The sequence below is a fragment of the Bernardetia aquimarina genome, from assembly GCF_042180575.1.
Classification (GTDB): Bacteria; Bacteroidota; Bacteroidia; order Cytophagales; family Bernardetiaceae; genus Bernardetia.
In genome coordinates this window covers 3,702,100-3,721,912 of sequence record NZ_CP170094.1, presented here as the reverse complement: position 1 = coordinate 3,721,912, position 19,813 = coordinate 3,702,100, and the positions used below count along the sequence as shown (strand labels likewise).

Sequence of the window (19,813 nt, the reverse complement as noted above, 5' to 3'; positions counted from 1 at the left end):
ATTTTAAGTAAAAATAATCTAAATTTCATCTTCGGCTATCCATTGCAAATCCTCATCTAATCCTTCATTTTGTTTTTCTTCTTTATTTTTGGCATTAAACCTACGTATTATTGTTCGTCTTGTCTTTTTAGGTCTTTTTGATTTTCTCTTTTTTCTATTGAATAGTTTTGAATCTCTACTTAAATCTGAATAAGCCAAGAAAAACAATACTAAAAGTAGAGCTAAAGGAATTAGTGTTAAATAAAAGGCTGTATAATCTACAAAATACTTGTATGATTCAGAAGAAAGAGATGTCAAGAGTAGTTTTGCAAGCATTGTTACTCCTAATAAAAGCCCAATAACTAAAGGTTGCTGCCTTTCCGAAGCCTGTGTAATTACTACAACATAAATTAAAGGCAAAATAGGAGCTAAGAAAAAAGCAGTGGCAGGAAGAAGCAACGAATAAGGCGAAATATCATTAAAAACAGAAGCAGCATAAATAGTCTGACTACTTAAAATATCACCATTCCAAAGCACCAAAGACATAAGTCCGAGTACACAGAATACAAAAATCATAAAACGTCCTGCTCTTTGTAAAACAATTCCAATGAGCAAACGACTAATTGCCATAACTAAAAATAAAACTGCCAGAACACCTAAGTCATAGAACTGTCTATTTCTCAAATCTATAAGTTTGACTGCAAAAACATTTGCCCACTCCTCAAAATGAATATAAATAATAGAGGCAATAAAGACACAAAAAATAGAAAGTAGCAAGATAGAATTAACAAGTAATCCATTTAATGATTTACGAGCATGACGAAATTCGTTTTTCCAAGATTCTGGAATCGTTCGTGGTGGGTAATGATAATGTAAAAATTGAAAACCAATAGCAATAACTAAGAACGGCAAAAGAATCCAATAAGCATGTGTCCAAGAAGAATCAATATCTTGAATATAAGGCAAAAACAAAACATAACTAAATGCAACTCCCAACAAATACATTCCTTCTAAGTGCATAACTCGCCTTGCATGTTGCCCTTTATGCTTCGATTCCAAGCTAACAAGCCAATAAGCTGCCAAACGAACAAGGGCAAACGAACCTCCTGTCAAGAAAAATAAAAACTCTGCTAAAGCAAAATTATGTGTTTGGAAAGAAACAGCAATCGCACAAACAGCCATCAAAGACAAACAAGCAACAATTATATTACGAGCCGACCAACGAGGAACAATAATAGCTCCCACAATCGTAAAAATAATATAACTAATATCACGAATATTCATCAGAATAGTCGTTTCACTACTACTTCTGTCATACGAAAATACAGCTCCCAAAACAGCAAATGCAGCAGCATGATAAAGAACACCGTATATAAGAAAAGCACTACCCAAAACAGCTGTAATTGGAAGTTCGGGACGTTTGTAGACTCTTTTTGAGCCTTGCCCTCTTTTGGGAGAGGGTAAAGTAATCTTAATAGAATCTTCTGTGTTGTTTGTTTCTGTATTTAATGTATTATCCAATGTAGTTCTAGAAAGAGAAAATAAATAAAACTATTTTCTAATTTTGGTATATGTAAAGTAATTAAGCACAAAATACATGATTTTGATAGATTCTCAAACCTTATTCTTATCAATCCTAGTTGTGTGATAGTTTTTTTTGCTTTTAGCTCTTTTGAGAGTAAAAAAAATGCTTATACGGATATTATAAAAATAAGTTTTGTCAGATTAGCAAAAAAAATGAAATAAAATTTGCATACCGTGTTTTTTCTTAATTTATTTGTAGATAGATTAAAGAATAAAAGATACTTTATTCAAAATACATGAATTTTTAGAGAGGTGTCCGAGTGGCTTAAGGAGCTCGCTTGGAAAGCGAGTATGCCCCAAAAGGGTATCGGGGGTTCGAATCCCTTCCTCTCTGCAAAAAACAAAACTATAAAATTGATAGAAAATGGTAGAATTGTACTAGAAAAAAACTTTTTTTTGATTATCTCAAACTAAAATGTTACTTTTAGGACATAAAATGTATTCTTAATCTACTACTACTCTTTTAGATGAATTTGTGAAGCTACAAAAACACCTATGTGAAAGTAGTAAAATTTTATAGTTTGTGTTAATTCTAAAATAATTTTTTAGTAAAAAACTTTATTGATACTAGAAAGATTATTTTTTTTGATTGAAATTTTATTACTTTGTCAAATCTTATTTTAATTATAAGTTCGTTTTAAATTCATTTTCACAATTAAGTTAAAAATTAAACCCTTTGTTATTTTGTTAGGCAATAAGTTTAGTTTTGATTTAATCTATTGTCAATCTTAATTTTACAACCTTAGCCCAAACTGCTAAACCTAATATCTTAACCTATAAGATTATTTACTCCGTAAATCACTCAGACTAATATGAAAAAATTATTTTCTCTGCTTGCCCTAATCTGCTTCTTTGCTATTGGTACAACGCACGCTCAAGACGACAGCGAAATGATGGTAAATCAAGACTCACTAGATAGAGTTCAAGATTCAATAGCTACTGCTCAAGCTGAAGCTGATAAGGCTGCTGCTGAAGCGGCTGCTCTTAAAGAAAAAGAAAATGCAACCACTGAAGTTGTTCAAGAACAAACAACTCACGAAGCTATCAAAGAAAAATTTATTGAAGGTGGATGGCAGTTTATGTCATTGGTACTTATCTGTTTGATTATCGGTCTTGCAGTTGCTATTGAGCGTATCATTGTCCTTAACCTTGCTAGTACAAACAAAGACAAATTATTAGCTAAAGTAGAAGATGCTCTCCGTGAAGGTGGCGTTTCTAGAGCACAAGAAGTTTGTGCTGCTACTCGTGGTCCTATTGCAGATATATTCGCACAAGGCTTAATGAGTGCTAATCGTGGTATTGAAATCGTTGAAAAAACGGTTATGTCTGCTGGTTCAGTAGAAATGAGTAAGTTAGAAAAAGGACTTATTTGGATTTCGCTTTTTATTGCTCTTGCTCCAATGCTTGGGTTTATGGGTACAGTAATCGGTATGATTGGTGCATTTGATGCTATCCAAGCAGCAGGTGATATTCAACCTTCACTTGTAGCAGGTGGTATCAAGGTAGCCCTTCTTACAACAGTAGGTGGTCTTATCGTAGCAGTAATCCTTCAAATCTTTTATAATTATTGTGTGTCTAAAATTGACTCAATCGTTACAGATATGGAAGATGCTTCTATCTCTCTTGTAGATTTGCTTATGAAACATGACCTTTCTAAGTAATTAGTTAAGAACTGAAATAAAATAGGGTGTATTAGTTAAAAAGTAATACACCTATGCTATTTTTGAATTTCATAGTTCTTCAACAACTATAAAATCACTTAGAAAAAATCATTTACAAATTTATTTAGATACTCATAAATTAGATAAAAAGAATTATGAAAAAATATCTTTCTTTAATAATCTACGGTATTGTTGTCGTTTTATTCGTTGCTTTTGGTGTATATGGCTGTTCAGGCTATCCTGCTCAAAAGAAATTAGCATTGACACAAGCTGTAGAAGAAAAAGGTTATACAGACGTTACTGAAGACCTTATGGAAAAAGTACAACTACCTACAAAGGTAGAAGATCAAATAACAGGTAATGCAGTTGCAGATTGGTTTATTCCTCTCTCTTATGTGCTTGTAGCATTTGCAATGATTGCAGCTATTGTACTTCCTTTAGTTTATACGGTTACTCAAGACCCAAAAGCACTTGTCAAAATTGCCATTTCATTAGGTGTTTTACTTGTTGTCTTCTTTATTTGTTATGCTTTTGCTGATGCAACAGCCGTAAAAACAACAGACGAAGAAATGAGTGCAGAAGGTGCAAAATATATTGGAGGTGTACTCATTATGACCTATGTTATGATTGCAGTCGCTTTTGTAGGAGCTATTTTTGGTGAAGTAAGCCGTTCATTTAAATAAGAAATTTTTATTATGGGAAAGAAAAAACGTGACGATGTAGGCGTAAATGCCAGTTCGATGGCAGATATAGCCTTTCTATTACTTATCTTTTTCTTAGTAACTACACGTATTGCTTCCGAAAAAGGAGTTTATAGAGATTTAGCACCTAAGCCAGAAGGAGAAGTCCCTCCAGTCGAACTCAATAAGCGAAATGTATATAAAATTATCATTAACTCTAGTAATGAGTTGCTTATCGAAGGAGATGAAGGAAAAATGAGTCAGATAAAAAAAGAGGTAAAAGCACACGTAAATAATTATGGTGTTGATCCTGAGCTTTCTGTAAGTCCAAAAGATGCTATTATTTCAATCAAAACAGATAGAGGTACAGATTATACAACCTACTTGACTGTTTTAGATGAAATTCTACAAGGATACAACGAACTTAGAGCAGAATATCTGACTAGAGAATTAGGTGAAAAAATTACTGTTGAGGATTTCTTAGAAATTTCAAGACAGGATACACAAGTAAATAAAGACCGTTATAAATTAGCTAAAGACAAATATCCTCTCAATGTATCTGATGCAGAGCCAACAGGTAGTGGAGGAGCACAGTAATTAGCTTAAATAATAACCAAGATATAGATATATAGAAATACCATTTCTAAACCAGAAATAGCATGCCTTTTAAAAAGAAAGCCAAACCGAATCCTGAGATACCTACTTCTGCTTTGCCAGATATTATCTTTATGTTACTTTTCTTCTTTATGGTTTCGACTGTAATGAGGGAAAACACACTTAAAGTAAATGTACTTTTGCCACAAGCAAATCAAGTACAAAAAATGGAAAAAGCCAATTTGGTAGCCAATATTTATATTGGTAAACCAAAAGAAGCAGACCAATTTGGTAGCGCACCTCGTATTCAAGTAAATGATGTATTCATTACTTTAGACCAAATTCAACAGTTTGCAATAGAATCTATGGCAAATGTACCCGAAGTAGATAAAAATCGTTTTCGTGTAGCTATAAAAGGCGATGTTGGTTTGGATATGGGAGTTGTAATAGATATTCGTGAAGAACTTCGTGAAACAGAAGCTCTCAAAATCTATTATGCAGCCTCTAAAGGAGAAGGAGAATAGTATCATAAAAAACTAAGAAAAAGGAAAAAGCCATTTTCAATTTATTGAGAATGGCTTTTTTATGTCCAAAAAATAATTGTATATTATTGAACCAAACTAATTCTACTCTAAATTATTTGATTTTATGGAAAAACAACTACTCACAAAAATACAAAATGAAATGGGTGATAATTGCGCTTACTTTTATCAACTCAAAAAATACCCTCATATTCTTCTTCAAGAATGGAAAGGTTTCTGTTTGCCTGAAGAAATTAAAGAAGGACATACAAAAGTAATTGATTTAGTAACAGAACATCAGTTTACTCATCTTATTTCAGTCATCGTAGAATTAGAAGGTGCTTTTGATGAAGTAAATGAATGGTTTTTGAAAGAATTCAATCCTAAAATGGTAGATTTGGGAATGCAATATGAAGCTATCGTTCAAAGTAAAAATCTTTTCTCTCAACTCTCTGCTGAAGATTTAGTAGAAAATAGTGAACTTAAAGAAATTGGCTATCACATGCGTTTATTTGATTCTGTGGAAAAAGGTTTGAAGTGGTTTGAGGAGGAGAAAAAAGATATACCATAATACCAAAATAAAAACTATTTTACCTTTTACTACTTCTGTTCTACGAAACTGACCTTATTTGGTAAGTAAAAAAGACTATTTATTATCAGTCCAATATTAGATAAGGGTCAAAATTATAGTGCTTACTCGGCTTGATTTGGAAGCAAAATTTGGATGTAGTTTATAGGAAGTTGTTATTAGCACAAGTTTTTGTATTTAGATATATTTACTACTTTTTCTGAATCAGTTACTATTTCAACAAATGTGTATTCTTTTTGCTTTTCAATTTTAAACTCTAAAGTATTTTCTTTAATTTCTTCTGTACTTAAAAGTTTTATTAAAATGTTTTGTTCTATTATTTGTATTTCAAATTTTATTGGAAATGAATTTGTATTTACAACTCTCAAATCTTTATAACCATAAACCAATGTTGCATCTGTTCCTAATGGGCAGAATCGTGTTTCATCGTTGTAGATATCGACTGAATGATTATGTCTTTCTAAAATTTTTAATCCTGCTATCAGACTTATGTAATAAATAATTCCTGAAACTTGGCATAAGCCACCACCAACATCTTCAGTAATTTTTCCATTCTGAATTGTTCTTCCTTTTCTAAACTGTTTATTTGGATTGCCAATGATATTCCAAAATGAAAAAATCTCATTTGGCTGTATTAAATATTTATTGATTTTATGACTTGCAACTGAAAAATTATATAATTTACTTTCAAGTGTTGCACTTTGTTTTATTTCTTGACTCAATGATATAAAATACTCAAAACTGGCTTCTTTATCTACTTTTTGAGCAAATCTAAAGAAATCTCTTGTTATCAAGTCTGTTATAAATCTGATGATTAGTCTTCTATATAATTTGATTGCTTTCCAATGTTTCATTTTTTTACAAATTCAATTACTTGATAGGAACTGTACTCTTTTAGAAAAGAATTTGATAACAAACGATCTAGTTTAATAAATAATGGTCTCAACTTTTTTGGAAACCTGTGAATCGGAACAAATAAAATTCCAAATGAGTTTTTTAATTCAAAGTTTGAATTTATTTTTTTTAATTCTTGATTTGTTAAACTAAACGCACCATGCCAATTCTTACTTTTATAATTTAGTAATTTCCTTCTTTTAGAGGAAGGAATATCAAAAATAATTCTTCCATTTTTAGTTAATATCCTGTCACATTCTTGAAGAATTTTTTCCATTTTTTCTTTATTTAAGTGCATAAAAAAATGAAAACTTATAATTGTGTCAATTGAATTATCCTCAAAAGTTGTCTTTTCGGCATCTGACAAATAAATCTCTTTGTGAGGAAATTTTTGTTGAGAAATTTTGACCATTTCTTTACTAGCATCACTTCCATAATTTGCATAGTCCATAAATCGCCCACTTCCACAAGCTAAATCTAATATTATCTCATTGTCATTAGTCAATAATTTATTCAAAATATTTCGCTCTTGTTTGTCAATAAATTTTCCATACGAATTATCAAATCTATCATCATCATAAATTTTAGCTAGTTTATCGTAATAGCTTATAATTTCATCCATATTTTTTTTCTCATTTTATAAAAACTCTGATTTTATTGATAAATGCAACTGCATTCAATTATTAAAAAACACCACTAATTCAATACAGAACTAATTAGTGTTTACAATATACAAAAAATAAAATCTTGAAATACAAAATCACGGCTGGAAGTCGAATACATAGTGATTACTCAGCTTGAACTAAGAAAAGGGCTGGGGTCATAGCGTGTGACATATAGACCTTAATATAAAAATTTTGATTCTGCAGTTGAGCGACAATTAAGTTGATGTATAAATTACAACAGTAGATTTTTTTCACAAAATACTTGGTTTTGGAATAACCTTAGAAACAATTACGAATGTAATACACTGAATATCAATAATTTGTTATTTTTAAATGAGTATGTTATTTAATTTCAATTCCTTATTGTATTATACTTTCCTTTATTTATATTAAATAGCAAAATGGTCTAATTTATTACGTACCTTTCTTCATTTCTTATCTTAAGTCAATGCACATTTTTTTTTTGAGAGCGACCTTTGCTTAAAATAAACTAACAAAAAAATGATACTCTCAAAACTTCAAAATCAAGAAAAGGTATATTCAAAATTAGCTGGTCTTTTATATCTTATTATCGCCATAATAGGTGGATTTAGTATAGGATATATGCCGAGTGAAATTATTGTTGAAGGCAATTCAGCACTTACATTTCAGAATCTATTGAGTCATCAAGAATTATTTAGATGGGGTATTGCAGGAGATATTGCTGTAATGGTTTTGGAAATTCTGCTTACTGTGATGCTCTATCATCTTTTTAAATCATTTAGTGCCACAGGAATGATCATTGCTACTTATTCTAGGCTTGCTATGGCTATAGTAATGGGAGTGAATCTTATAAACTATATGATTCCTGCAATAATTATGAATCAACCTGAATATCTCAATTCATTTAGTTCTGCAGAGTTAGAATCCCTAACTCTTCTTTTTTTCAAGGCACATAGATATGGAGAGTTGGCTTGGCAGATTTTCTTTTCTATTCATCTTTTTATGCTTGGCTATGTCATTCGAAAATCAGACAAAACTCCCAAATGGTTAGATATTATAATGTTAATAGGAAGTATTGGTTATGCAGGAGATAGCTTCACTCAGCTTACTTTAATGAAAGTAGAACTACTTTCTGTATTTTTCTCATCTTTACTTATTTTGGCTGTAATCGCTGAATTTTGGTTTGCATTTTGGCTCTTGATCAAAGGAATAAGCAAAGAAGACACAGTTTAAAAAGTTATGATTTCTTCTGATAAGCTCTTTTTTTTATTCGACTAAGAGATTCAGGTGTTACGCCTAAGTAACTTGCGATTTGATGTTGTGGAACACGATTCATTAGACTTGGATTATTTTCCATTAAATCTGAAAATCGTTCTTCAGGAGAGGAGGTCATAAAAGTAGCCATTCTTTCTTGAAGAGTTCCTGCATCCTTTTCAACTTCGTTTTTTATAAATTCTGTTAGTCTTGGAATACGTTTGCACATTTGATTAACCAAAGATTGATTGCCAACTGTCAATAAGCAATCCTCAGAACATTCCAAAAAATGCTTAGAAGGAACTTGATTGGTATAGCTTGAAAAAGAATTGACAGATTGACCTTCTGTAAAAAATGCTGTGGTTTTCTCTAATCCATCTTTTATATAATATTCTCTGATGCAGCCTCTTATTACAGCATAACATTCTTTTGAGATATTTCCTTTTTTTAATAAGACAGTTCCTTTTTTAACCTCTCTTAGTATTGTGTTTTCAACAATAGTTTCAACTTCATCTGCATTTAAAAATGGGAAGTTGGATATAAATATTCTGAGTTCGTCTTTCATCATTTTTAATTTGAAGTTAAGTAACTGGGCAAAATTATTTATAGGTTAACAAAATCTGTCTGACACCTCAAAGGTGTCTTGACAGTTTAAATTTCCATTTTCTAATTCTTTTTTAGATGTGTTTTATTTTGCTCAGTTACTTATAATGTTTATAGCTTGGTATTAGTTATTTTTTGGAATACAAAGTAAATGCTAGAAGCTAAATATACCTCAATTAACCAATTGTTACAAATGAGTATGACACTTAAACTATGAACAGGTGTGTAACTTAGTTATTGTCTCCAATATTTTGAGGACATCAGTCTCAGAAGGTAATTTTAACACATTATTTAAGAAAAAACTTTCTGCATAAGGATAATTTGAATTTTGTATAAATTTGTTTAGTGGCTTCATCTAATTCATCATCTGTATGCTTAAAATTTATTGTACTATTATCAATAAGTAACCAATCAGCTCCAGTTTTTCCAAATGCCATTCCTACACTTCCTGCGTTAAAAATACAAATATCGCCCACATTGATATCAAATTGCATGTGTGTATGACCACAAATAGCTAATTGAACATCAATATTCTCAAATATTTGTATTTTTTTTCCTCTGTTCTTAGCACGCTAAGAACTATAAAACATAAAAGCGTCACACTTGTATTGTATTAAATACAAAGCTTGACGCTTTAATACATTTTAGGCTCGTAGTAAAATACTACGCACAAGTGTCTTTATACATTATTAGGTGCTTTTTTTCTTACTATCAATTGTCTAATACTAGCTAAGTGTGAAAACAAAACTATCGGAACTATGACTGTTGGAAGCCATACAAAAGGAAAGTAAGTTACTCCAATATTGGGTTGGTCAAATGCTAATTGTTGAAAGGGAGTTTGTGCACTTAATACAGCTATCACCAATATATTAATCAATAAACCTAAACATACGATATTCCATATTAGAAGACTTTTTCGTCCCATTGTTTTTTTAATAAACACGAAATAATAGAGTATTGGAGCTGTAATTCCTGATAGGATGTCATAATTATAGCCTTCAAAGGTCATTAAGTCTGGAATTAACCCACCTAAAAAGATATAATAAAGAACTATTTCCACAGGAATGCGTACAATATGCACTATGGTTAAATATTTTAGGCTAAGGCTATCAATAAACTTTTTGCTCTTTTTATTGGTAAAAAATATCAAAACAAATAACATAGTCGGAGCAACTAATAAAATAACCCTTGGTGGAAATGTTCCCAATTTTTGGTAAAATCCAGTTACTCCTAATACACCTACAATAAGCATCCATAAAATAATGCCGTAAAGAGTTTTTTTATGATTAGAAGCTTTAAAAAATACCCAAACAGAGATTAGGGTTGTTAGAATTAGTCCAAGAGATGTGAAAATTGAAATATCTGCCATTTTGTAATCTTTAATTGTGAATAATCTTTATTATGAAATTCAAAGTTAGGCAGTCAAAAATGTAATCCACTTGACAAAAGGCAAGAAAAAGCTAAAGTTATTTTTTCTTTCGTATTCTACTTAGTGTACTATCTGTAACTCCTATGTAGGAAGCTATATATTTTAAGGGTACATATTTTACTATTTCAGGTCTTGAAATCAGTAAGTGGTGGTAGCGTTGTTCGGCAGTTTGATTAATCATTGCATAGTTTCTCTTTTTGGAAGCGATGAATTCTTTAACTAAAATAGCTCTTCCAAAATCTCTAAATGCAGGTTTATGATGAAACAGCTTGTTTAATTCTTCGTAAGAAATACGATAACCTATACAATCAGTTAGAGCTTGAATATTTGTTTCAGATTTAACTCTATTAAAAAAAGAGGTAATTTCAAAAACGATATTATTTTCCGTGAAAATATCTGTAGTGATTTCATTTCCTTCTAAATCATAAAGAAAAACTCTCATTAATCCTTTTTGAAGAAAAAAATAGTCGTCACTAACTTTATTCTCTTCTAAAAAAAGTGAGTTCTTTTCAATTTTTGTAAAGTGAAATGCGTTGGCGATTTCTTCAGCCTCCATTTCATCTATTGGAATGATTTGTTTAATGAAATTTATTAATGAAGATCGATTTTTATCCATATTTTAAATTACCTCTAATATATTTATAAACGCAACTGCACTCTGTCATTAAAAAACACCATAAGCTCAAAAAAAGAACCAATGGTGTTCACAATATACAGAAGATAATGATTTTTCTACTAAGTTTAAATTTTAATTATGAATAAAATACTCTAACAACAAATACAAAAACCACGGCTACAAGCCGAATACATATAAATCACTCGTTAAAAACGAGCGATAGCCTTGTAGTTTTACGAGTGAGAGCAGGGGAACTTGTAAAAACTAAAAGCGTGACGCTTGTATTGTAAGGAATACAAAGCGTGACGCTTAAATACATTTAGGTTCGTAGTGTGGTGACATTACGAACAGGTGGGAATTATCTGAGCATTATTACTCTTCGTTCTTGTTTCTCTAGACTTTCATGATTTTCTATTACTCTTGAACCAAACCTAACAAACCTGTTTTCGTCTAACTCTTCTATAACTTCAAATTCAAATGGTTCTACACCAGTAAAGAAATTAAAATATACTTTGGTATTATTCTCTGCAAGATCCCAGCGTCCTTCATGTGTTTCTCCTAAAGAATTTGTCATAGAAAATGTACCATTTATATTAACCTCATAAACTGCTCTATCTTCATTAGGAATGACACTAGTTTGGTGATCTACTGTTCCATCTTTATAATATGAATAGTTATCTACTTGTGAATAATACCATGTTCCTTCTAATAAGGATTCAATTGTTGGTTCTTCTTCTTCTATTACGTCATCATCTTTTCCACAAGATGAGAGAGTTAGACCAATCAAAAGGAAAAAAAATAAATAAATCTTGGTGTTCATCAGTATTATAAATTTATGTGGAAAATGAAAGTACAAACTTACATTATTATTACGGAAAAATCAAGACGAATAGAAAAACTAAAAGCGTCACGCTTGTATTGTACGAAATACGAAGCGTGACGCTTAACTACATTTAGGTTCGTAGTGTGACACTACGAACCTTTAGGTTTGTACTGACAAAAATAGATGTAATTTCTTATCTTGTATTTAAGAATTCATCTAGCAGATAGAGAACCTAAACTGCGAACTAGATTTTAAAATCTAACATCTGAATAAGCCTCTATCTGCTTTTATTCAATCAGAAACTCAAATAGAATTCGGAGAGCCTTTATTTCCAGTAAAAGCCACCTCATTAGTTAAGGTTTTAAGTTGGATTGAATAGTGATGAATACTATTTATTTACCTACCACTAAATTAGTTTTTTATGCAGACTTACCAAAATTTTATAGGCATTGATGTAAGCAAAGCGCATTTGGATGTTGCTTTAATTCAAAATGCAAAACGTGTTTCTCATACACAAATCAAAAATAATATAGAAGCTATTTCAGCTTATTTAGAAGAACTAAAAGGACAAATAGATTTATCAGAAACTCTATTTTGTTTAGAATCAACAGGTCATTATATCAATTTTCTAGTAACTACTTTAGTTAGTTTTGATTGTTCTATTTGGGTAGAAAATGCTTTGCAAATCAAAAAATCAATGGGAGCAACCAGAGAAAAAAATGATGAAATTGATTCCGTAAGAATTGGTTTATATGCTTTTCGTTTTCAAGACCAAGTACGATTATATAGCCCTGTCAATGAAAAAATCACTGTTTTGAAGACTTTACAGACCTTGCGAAAAAAACATGTAGTTCATAGACAAGAGCTAGAAACCTATGCAAAAGAAACAAAAGCATTCAGTAAAAAAGCTATACATGAAGTCATCGATCAACATACACAAACCTTGTTAGAGTATTTAACTCTACAAATAGAAGCTATTGAAAAGCAAATGTTAGAAATTATTCAGAACGACCAAGAGCTAAAAGAAATCTATCAGCTTACTACTTCTGTAACAGGTGTTGGAAAAGTAACAGCTATTCATTTGATTGTGATGAGTGAAGGGTTTACAAAATTTGATACAGCCAAACAACTGGCTTGTTATGCAGGAGTAGTACCTTTCAAACGCTCCTCTGGAAGTTTTAAAGGAAAAGCAAGAGTATCAAACAGAGCAAACAAAACACTCAAAACAGCTTTACATATGTGTGCCTTATCTGCATCAAGAGCAAAAGGAGAATTGAACGACTACTTTATAAGAAAAGTAGCCGAAGGAAAAAATAAAATGAGTGTCATTAACGCCTTGCGAAATAAAATTATTCAACGTGTTTTTGCCTGTGTCAAAAACAAAATACCTTATGATAAAAATGGACTAAATTTTAACAATTTTTCTAAAGGATAGGATTGGTTATACCATAGAATTCAGATGGGGGGCTTAACGGAGTTGTTATTATTTGTCGTTTCATAATTAACCACCGTTTAAGCAACCTAAACACATTAAAGAATGGAGTCTGTAACCCCAAAAAGTCAAAGTCACAGCGAAAACCAAAAGTAAAATAAAAATTTTATAGTCTTTTTGCCGAACCAGTCCATTAAGACCAAACAAAAATATTAGTCCTGAAATGAAGTATAATATTGTCCCGAAAAAAGATCCACTGTTCATATGGCTATTCGCTGTCTTTTGTGCATAAGGTAATAGCAAAAAATAGGTCAATAAGTTAACCACTATAATTGTCGTCAATATGTATGTGTCCTTTTTTCTCACTTTATTTTAGTCTGTTGTTGTGTCGTTATGGGATGATGCATAACTTGTTTATAAACGCAATAGCGTTTAATTTTATAAAAAAACACCACCAATTCCCAAAAAAGAACCAATGGTGTTTACAATATACAAATAATAACGTATTAATAATTCAAATCAAAACTTTTATATCTGTCAGACACTTTCAGAAGTATCAGACAGTTTAGTTGATTTAATTGTCTGACATCCATGAAGATGTACTGACAATATTTGGAATATAATTTTTACTTTTCAGACAATTAGCTTAGTTGAATTATCTGATATTTATGAAAGCATCTGATAATAAGATTTTCAGAATATAAATTTTAGTTTTTCCTCTGGAATCATTTGATACGACTCTTTCAAAAAATTCTCTTTATCAAAGTCTATAAATTGATTTGTTAGTTCTTTGTTGCACAATGTTCCGTTTCTAAGTTTAGCATAGTCTTGAAAAGAGCAAAACTCCCAATCTTCTAATTTAGTTACTAAACCTGCTTTCAAAGGATTTTGATGAATGTAGTAAAAACATGTATCAGCATAATTTGCATCTCCATCTTCTAAACTTTTTGCTATTGTCTTTGGCTTAAAAAGTGCATTTTCTCTATTCTCTTGAACATTTACACCTTTTGCATAACTACTCAAAACAATTCGAAAAGCATTTGAAAGCCTATTCATGGTTAAACTTCCAACTCTAATTTCTTCTACTGAATATTCAGTTGTGGAAATCAAAAAGTGAAAATGATTAGGCATTAAACAATAATTTATTACCTCACAATAAGGAGCAACATGCTTTTTTACAAATCGTAAGAAATACAAATAGTTTTCTCTATTGAAAAATAACTGATGTTTGTTATTTCCTCTATTGTAAATATGGTAAAGTTGTTCAGATTGAAGATACATTTTTTATAGTTGTGTTTGTGTAATTGTCTGACACCTATGAAGGTGTACTGACAATATCTGAAAGTTTGTTTGAACTGTCAGACGCTTTCACAAGTGTCTGACAATTTTTAGATTGAATATATCTTTCAAATTTATATAATTGTCTGCCACCTATGAAGGTGTACTGACAATCTGAAGTTTGTTTGAACTGTCAGACACTTTCATAAGTGTCAGTACAGTTCTGTATTCAAAATCAATAATTCAAATTACTACCCAACCATCTTTCTATTTCCTCAACAGACATATTTTTACGTTTTGCATAATCTTCTATTTGGTCTTTGCTGATTCTTCCTACTCCAAAATAAATAGATTCGGGGTGTGAAAAATACAAACCTGAAACAGCTGCCGTTGGTAACATCGCTAGGCTTTCAGTAAGTTCAATTCCTGTTTTTTCGGTGGCTTTCAGTAAGTCAAATAAAAGTGTTTTTTCGGTATGGTCTGGATTTGCAGGATACCCTGGTGCTGGACGAATACCTACATATTTTTCTCTTACAATATCTTCTTTTGTGAGATTTTCGTCTTTTTGATAGCCCCAATATTGTGTACGAGTTTGTTTGTGCAATAACTCTGCAAAGGCTTCGGCTAATCTATCGGCTAAGGCTTGTAACATGATTTTGCTATAATCATCGTTTTTGGCTTCAAACTCGGCTAGTTTTTTCTCAATTCCGATGCCTGTCGTTACAGCAAAAAGACCGATATAATCCTTTAGACCTGTTTCTTTTGGTGCAACAAAATCAGAAATACAAAGATTTGGCGTTTTGCCTGTTTTTTCTTGTTGCTGACGAAGATTTCTAAAATAAGTCAAAACTTCGGTGCGCTCGTCATTCGTATAAATCTCAATATCATCATCATTGACAACATTTGCAGGATAAAAACCGATTGCTCCATTTGCAGTCAGCCAACGACCAGAAATGATTTTGTCTAGCATATTTTGAGCATCATCAAATAATTTTTTGGCTTCATTTCCATGTTTTTTGTGATTGAAAATACGTGGATATGCGCCTGTAAGCCCCCACGTCATGAAAAACGGACTCCAATCGATGTACTCTCTTAGCTCTACTATATTGAAATTATTAAAATAACGATTTCCTAAAAATGTCGGTTCTGTAATTGTTGTCGTGTTCCAATCAATTTTGAGTTTGTTGCGTCTTGCTTCTTGAATGGGAATATATTTCGCTTCCGACTGTCGTTTTTTGTGGTCTTCTGCAAGTAGGGTATATTCGTCTCTTACTGTTTTTGAATACTTCTCTTTTGCTTCGTCATTCAATAAATTTGACATCACAGGAACAGCCTTTGAAGCATCCACCACATGAACCACCGAACCCGAATAACTAGGCGCAACTTTTACAGCCGTATGAATACGTGAAGTAGTTGCTCCACCAATCAAGAGAGGAAGTTTTAAGCCTTGTTTTTCCATTTGCTGCGCCACAAAAACCATTTCATCAAGCGACGGCGTAATAAGTCCACTAAGACCAATCACATCAACGCCATGATTTACAGCTTCCTTCAAAATCTTATCGGCAGGAACCATTACACCCAAATCAACAACATCGTAATTATTACACGCCAAAACAACACCTACGATATTTTTTCCAATATCATGAACATCGCCTTTTACGGTAGCTAAAAGAATCTTTCCATTTTTCTTTACTTCCTGTCCAGAATCACGTAATTTTTGTTTTTCTGCCTCTAAAAATGGAAGTAAATGAGCTACGGCTTGTTTCATTACACGAGCCGATTTTACTACTTGTGGCAAAAACATTTTTCCTGCTCCAAACAAATCACCTACTACATTCATTCCGTCCATTAATGTACCTTCAATGACATGCAAAGGGTGTTCTGCTTTCTGTCTTGCTTCTTCTGTATCTTCAATGATATATTCTGTAATTCCGTTTACTAATGAATATTCAAGACGTTTTTCGACAGAATTTTCTCGCCATGTTTCGTCTTTTACTCGTTTTTTTCCTTCTCCTCGGTAGTTTTCAGCAATATCAACTAAAAGCTCTGTTCCATTTTCAGGATTTTTATTCAAAACTACATCTTCAACGTATTTTAGAAGTTCTTTATCAACATTATCATAAATTTCTAACATTCCTGCATTTACAATTCCCATATCCATTCCAGCTTTTACGGCATGATAAAGGAAGACAGCATGAATTGCTTCACGCACCACATCATTACCACGAAACGAAAACGAAACATTACTTACCCCACCACTTACTTTTGCGTGTGGCAAGTTTTCTTTAATCCATCTTGTTGCATTGATAAAATCGACAGCATAATTATTATGTTCGTCAATTCCTGTTGCGATAGCAAAAATATTAGGGTCAAAAATTACGTCTTCGGCAGGAAAACCAAGTTCGTTTACCCAAATATCATAACTGCGCTTACAGATTTCAATTTTTCGTTCATAGGTATCTGCTTGTCCGTCTTCATCAAAAGCCATAATAATAACGGCAGCACCATAACGACGAACGAGTTTTGCCTGTTCGATAAACTTCTCTTTACCTTCTTTGAGTGAAATTGAGTTTACAATTCCTTTTCCTTGTACACATTTCAAACCTGCTTCTATGATTTCCCATTTTGAGGAATCAATCATAATTGGAAGTTTGGAAATGTCTGGCTCTGAACCGACAAGATTGAGAAAATGAACCATTGCATTTTGAGAATCTAACATTCCCTCATCCATATTAATATCGATGACTTGCGCCCCACCTTCTACTTGTTGTTTGGCTACGTCTAAGGCTTCTTGAAATTTACCTTCTTTTATTAATCTTGAAAATTTCTTTGAACCAGTAACATTTGTTCGCTCTCCAACATTTATAAAATTAGTATTTTTATCTGCTGTAAAGGCTTCCAAACCTGACAAACGCATTGCTGTTTTGCGCTCTGGAATTTTGCGAGGTTCATGTTTTTCGGCTTCTTCGGCAATGGCTTGAATATGGTCTGGTGTAGTTCCACAACAACCACCGACAATATTAAAAAGACCTTCACTAGCAAAATCTTCTAACAGACGACTCATTTGTGAAGCTGTTTCGTCATACTGACCAAACTCATTTGGAAGTCCTGCATTTGGATAACACGAAACAAAGCAATTTGCCACTCTTGAAAGCTCACGCATATACGGCTTCATAAGCGCAGCACCCAAAGCACAATTCAGACCAATAGAAATAATATTTGCGTGTGCAATCGAATTATAAAATGCTTCTGTTGTTTGTCCAGAAAGAGTACGACCACTTGCATCTGTAATTGTTCCCGAAACCATAATTGGCAAACGGTCAGCTTGTGGAATATTTCTATCATCAAAGTATTTTTCAACAGCAAAAAGTGCAGCCTTACAGTTTAACGTATCAAAAACAGTTTCTATCAAAATTAAATCAACACCACCATCAACCAAACCACGAACTTGTTCGTAATAAGCCTCTACCAAATCATCAAAAGTTACGGCTCTATAAGCTGGGTCGTTTACATCTGGCGAAATAGATGCTGTTCTGTTAGTTGGACCCATTGCACCAGCCACAAAACGAGGTTTTGTTTCGTGATAAATTCCTCCAAATTCGGCTGCTGCTTCTTTGGCAAGTTTGGCAGACTCATAATTGAGTTCATAAGCTAATTCTTCCATTCCATAATCAGCCATTGCGATTGTGGTAGCACTAAAGGTATTGGTTTCTACAATATCTGAACCTGCTTCAAAGTATTTTTTGTGAATATCTCTAATAATATCAGGTTGAGTGATTGATAAAAGGTCATTATTTCCTTTTACATCTTGTTTCCAATCTTTAAAACGCTCACTTCTGAAATCTTCTTCTTCTAAAGTATGGCGTTGAATCATCGTTCCCATTGCACCGTCCAAAACTAAAATACGTTCTTGAAGGTGTTTGGTAATTAATTGATGGATATTTATGCTAGTTTCTGTATTCATATTTGTAGAAGGCAACTTCCAAGTTGTCCTATTATTTTTTATTGTTTTAGAAAAACAGTTTGGAAACTGTTTGCTACTTTTGAGGATGCAAAATTACGGAACTTCAAATCAAAAAAGGTAATTCATTGTTAATCAAAAGGGTTTGGCAAATGATTGACAAAATTTTATGTAGGTTAAAGGCTTGCCTTTAACTATATTATAATTTTACAATCTCTTAAAAATACTATGTTTTTGTCAAAGGCAAGCCATTTGACCTACTAATTATTTATAGCGAAATAGCCTTTGCAGGATTACCTAAAACGGTTTCTTTTGCTTTTATGTTACTCAAAACTACACTTCCTGCTCCTATTCTTGCGCCTTTTCCTATCGTAACACCTGCAATAATTGTTACTCCATTTCCTACAAAAACATCTTCTTCTATTTTTACGCCATTTCCTATATTTGTTCCAATTCCTATTTGCGTAAAATTTCCTAGTTCTACTTCATAATCTAGGGTAGCATTTGCACCAATAATACAGCTTGTTCCAATTTTCACATCTGCGCCTATCATTGTTCCCATTCCTATCATTGTTCCATAGCCCATTGTAGCATCATCAGCAATATGAGCAGTAGAATGAACAGCTACGGCAGGATATTTTTTTCTTTGTTTGTAGATTTTTTTGATAAGTCTTTTTCTATCAGCTACATTTTCTACGGCTACAAAATAATCACATTTATCATTGATAAGATTGAGCATATCATCATCATCAGAACTTCCCATTATAGAAACGTGATTGATTTCATTTGGAAAAATCGCCGATTCAGAAACAGCAGTTTCTTCTTTATAATCCTCATCAAGGAAGCAATAAATGATATTATCTGTACTTTGTAAAACCTCCAAGGCAACCTTTCCAAGACCCTTTGCGCCTACAATAATAAGTGGAAGAATTGGAGGAAGTTCGTTTGAATCAGTAGGAAGAGAATGAATAGAATCCATAAAAATAAAATGAGTTTTTTTGATAGAAAAATGAAATATGTTTAAACTACAAAGGTACTTTATTTTTTGTGAAATTAATGTAGCTGAAGAAACTGTATCCAGCCAACTTAAGGTTCAAAAAAATCAAGACATAAAATGCTCCTTAATTTGATTAGAAATCAAAAATCTTTTTTAAACACAAAAAAAACTTTTTTTAGTTCAAAAACTCCTCTTTTTACTGAATTTGAGGCTACATACGGTAATTCATCGAAAAAAGTTTTATGTTTTTTGGAACTTTTCTTATTTTTTT

Annotated in this window: 18 protein-coding genes and 1 tRNA gene; 8 read left to right on the top strand and 11 right to left on the bottom strand. The window is 32.0% G+C overall.

Annotation, left to right across the window (positions count from 1 at the left end; all coding sequences use genetic code 11):
* Positions 1 to 18: 18 nt before the first annotated feature.
* The gene (locus ACE193_RS16040) at positions 19 to 1,500 is read right to left on the bottom strand and encodes a sugar MFS transporter (RefSeq protein WP_375559234.1); all 1,482 of its coding nucleotides are present in this window, start codon (positions 1,498 to 1,500) and stop codon (positions 19 to 21) included.
* Positions 1,501 to 1,809: 309 nt separating this feature from the next.
* Here ACE193_RS16040 and ACE193_RS16035 point away from each other — a divergent pair.
* The 6 genes from ACE193_RS16035 (at position 1,810) to ACE193_RS16010 (ending at position 5,590) form a co-directional block, all read left to right on the top strand.
* A tRNA-Ser gene (locus ACE193_RS16035) sits at positions 1,810 to 1,897 on the top strand.
* Positions 1,898 to 2,375: 478 nt separating this feature from the next.
* Positions 2,376 to 3,224 carry a MotA/TolQ/ExbB proton channel family protein gene (locus ACE193_RS16030; RefSeq protein ID WP_375559233.1) on the top strand — a complete coding sequence of 283 codons (849 nt, stop codon included), beginning with the start codon at positions 2,376 to 2,378 and terminating at the stop codon, positions 3,222 to 3,224.
* A 155-nt stretch (positions 3,225 to 3,379) separates the two neighbouring features.
* Complete coding sequence (locus tag ACE193_RS16025; RefSeq protein ID WP_375559232.1) at positions 3,380 to 3,907, top strand: hypothetical protein; 528 nt, start codon at positions 3,380 to 3,382, stop codon at positions 3,905 to 3,907.
* 12 nt (positions 3,908 to 3,919) lie between these two features.
* Complete coding sequence (locus ACE193_RS16020; protein WP_375559231.1) at positions 3,920 to 4,501, top strand: ExbD/TolR family protein; 582 nt, start codon at positions 3,920 to 3,922, stop codon at positions 4,499 to 4,501.
* Between the two features lie 62 nt (positions 4,502 to 4,563).
* The gene (locus tag ACE193_RS16015) at positions 4,564 to 5,022 is read left to right on the top strand and encodes an ExbD/TolR family protein (RefSeq protein ID WP_375559230.1); all 459 of its coding nucleotides are present in this window, start codon (positions 4,564 to 4,566) and stop codon (positions 5,020 to 5,022) included.
* A 124-nt stretch (positions 5,023 to 5,146) separates the two neighbouring features.
* Positions 5,147 to 5,590 carry a hypothetical protein gene (locus ACE193_RS16010; protein ID WP_375559229.1) on the top strand — a complete coding sequence of 148 codons (444 nt, stop codon included), beginning with the start codon at positions 5,147 to 5,149 and terminating at the stop codon, positions 5,588 to 5,590.
* A gap of 176 nt (positions 5,591 to 5,766) precedes the next feature.
* On the opposite strand, the gene ACE193_RS16005 is transcribed toward ACE193_RS16010, so the two are convergent.
* Positions 5,767 to 6,462: a VanW family protein gene (locus ACE193_RS16005; RefSeq protein WP_375559228.1), complete on the bottom strand. Its 696-nt coding sequence runs from the start codon at positions 6,460 to 6,462 to the stop codon at positions 5,767 to 5,769.
* Positions 6,459 to 7,124 carry a class I SAM-dependent methyltransferase gene (locus tag ACE193_RS16000; RefSeq protein ID WP_375559227.1) on the bottom strand — a complete coding sequence of 222 codons (666 nt, stop codon included), beginning with the start codon at positions 7,122 to 7,124 and terminating at the stop codon, positions 6,459 to 6,461. The genes ACE193_RS16005 and ACE193_RS16000 overlap by 4 nt, the downstream gene beginning before the upstream one ends.
* A gap of 544 nt (positions 7,125 to 7,668) precedes the next feature.
* Between ACE193_RS16000 and ACE193_RS15995 the strand changes: the two genes are divergently transcribed.
* On the top strand, positions 7,669 to 8,382 hold the full coding sequence (locus ACE193_RS15995; RefSeq protein ID WP_375559226.1) for a DUF4386 domain-containing protein: 714 nt from the start codon (positions 7,669 to 7,671) through the stop codon (positions 8,380 to 8,382).
* Between the two features lie 4 nt (positions 8,383 to 8,386).
* On the opposite strand, the gene ACE193_RS15990 is transcribed toward ACE193_RS15995, so the two are convergent.
* The 5 genes from ACE193_RS15990 to ACE193_RS15970 all read right to left on the bottom strand — a co-directional run bounded on the left by ACE193_RS15990 (position 8,387) and on the right by ACE193_RS15970 (position 11,871).
* Complete coding sequence (locus tag ACE193_RS15990; RefSeq protein WP_375559225.1) at positions 8,387 to 8,968, bottom strand: Crp/Fnr family transcriptional regulator; 582 nt, start codon at positions 8,966 to 8,968, stop codon at positions 8,387 to 8,389.
* 325 nt (positions 8,969 to 9,293) lie between these two features.
* Positions 9,294 to 9,500, bottom strand: coding sequence for a hypothetical protein (locus ACE193_RS15985; RefSeq protein ID WP_375559224.1), 207 nt, complete (start codon positions 9,498 to 9,500; stop codon positions 9,294 to 9,296).
* Between the two features lie 185 nt (positions 9,501 to 9,685).
* Entirely contained in the window at positions 9,686 to 10,375 is a 690-nt protein-coding gene (locus ACE193_RS15980) for a hypothetical protein (protein WP_375559223.1), read from the bottom strand.
* Between the two features lie 97 nt (positions 10,376 to 10,472).
* The gene (locus ACE193_RS15975; protein WP_375559222.1) at positions 10,473 to 11,051 is read right to left on the bottom strand and encodes a Crp/Fnr family transcriptional regulator; all 579 of its coding nucleotides are present in this window, start codon (positions 11,049 to 11,051) and stop codon (positions 10,473 to 10,475) included.
* 358 nt (positions 11,052 to 11,409) lie between these two features.
* The gene (locus tag ACE193_RS15970; protein WP_375559221.1) at positions 11,410 to 11,871 is read right to left on the bottom strand and encodes a hypothetical protein; all 462 of its coding nucleotides are present in this window, start codon (positions 11,869 to 11,871) and stop codon (positions 11,410 to 11,412) included.
* Positions 11,872 to 12,295: 424 nt separating this feature from the next.
* Here ACE193_RS15970 and ACE193_RS15965 point away from each other — a divergent pair, with 424 nt between their 5' ends.
* Positions 12,296 to 13,309: an IS110 family transposase gene (locus ACE193_RS15965; RefSeq protein ID WP_375559220.1), complete on the top strand. Its 1,014-nt coding sequence runs from the start codon at positions 12,296 to 12,298 to the stop codon at positions 13,307 to 13,309.
* 690 nt (positions 13,310 to 13,999) lie between these two features.
* Here ACE193_RS15965 and ACE193_RS15960 read toward each other — a convergent pair.
* From ACE193_RS15960 to ACE193_RS15950, 3 genes are all read right to left on the bottom strand, one after another.
* The gene (locus ACE193_RS15960; RefSeq protein WP_375559219.1) at positions 14,000 to 14,587 is read right to left on the bottom strand and encodes a transposase; all 588 of its coding nucleotides are present in this window, start codon (positions 14,585 to 14,587) and stop codon (positions 14,000 to 14,002) included.
* A 232-nt stretch (positions 14,588 to 14,819) separates the two neighbouring features.
* Positions 14,820 to 18,548, bottom strand: coding sequence for a methionine synthase (gene metH, locus ACE193_RS15955; RefSeq protein ID WP_375559218.1), 3,729 nt, complete (start codon positions 18,546 to 18,548; stop codon positions 14,820 to 14,822).
* Between the two features lie 265 nt (positions 18,549 to 18,813).
* Positions 18,814 to 19,524 (bottom strand): DapH/DapD/GlmU-related protein, encoded by a 711-nt coding sequence (locus ACE193_RS15950; protein WP_375559217.1) that lies wholly within the window; start codon positions 19,522 to 19,524, stop codon positions 18,814 to 18,816.
* Positions 19,525 to 19,813: the final 289 nt, after the last annotated feature.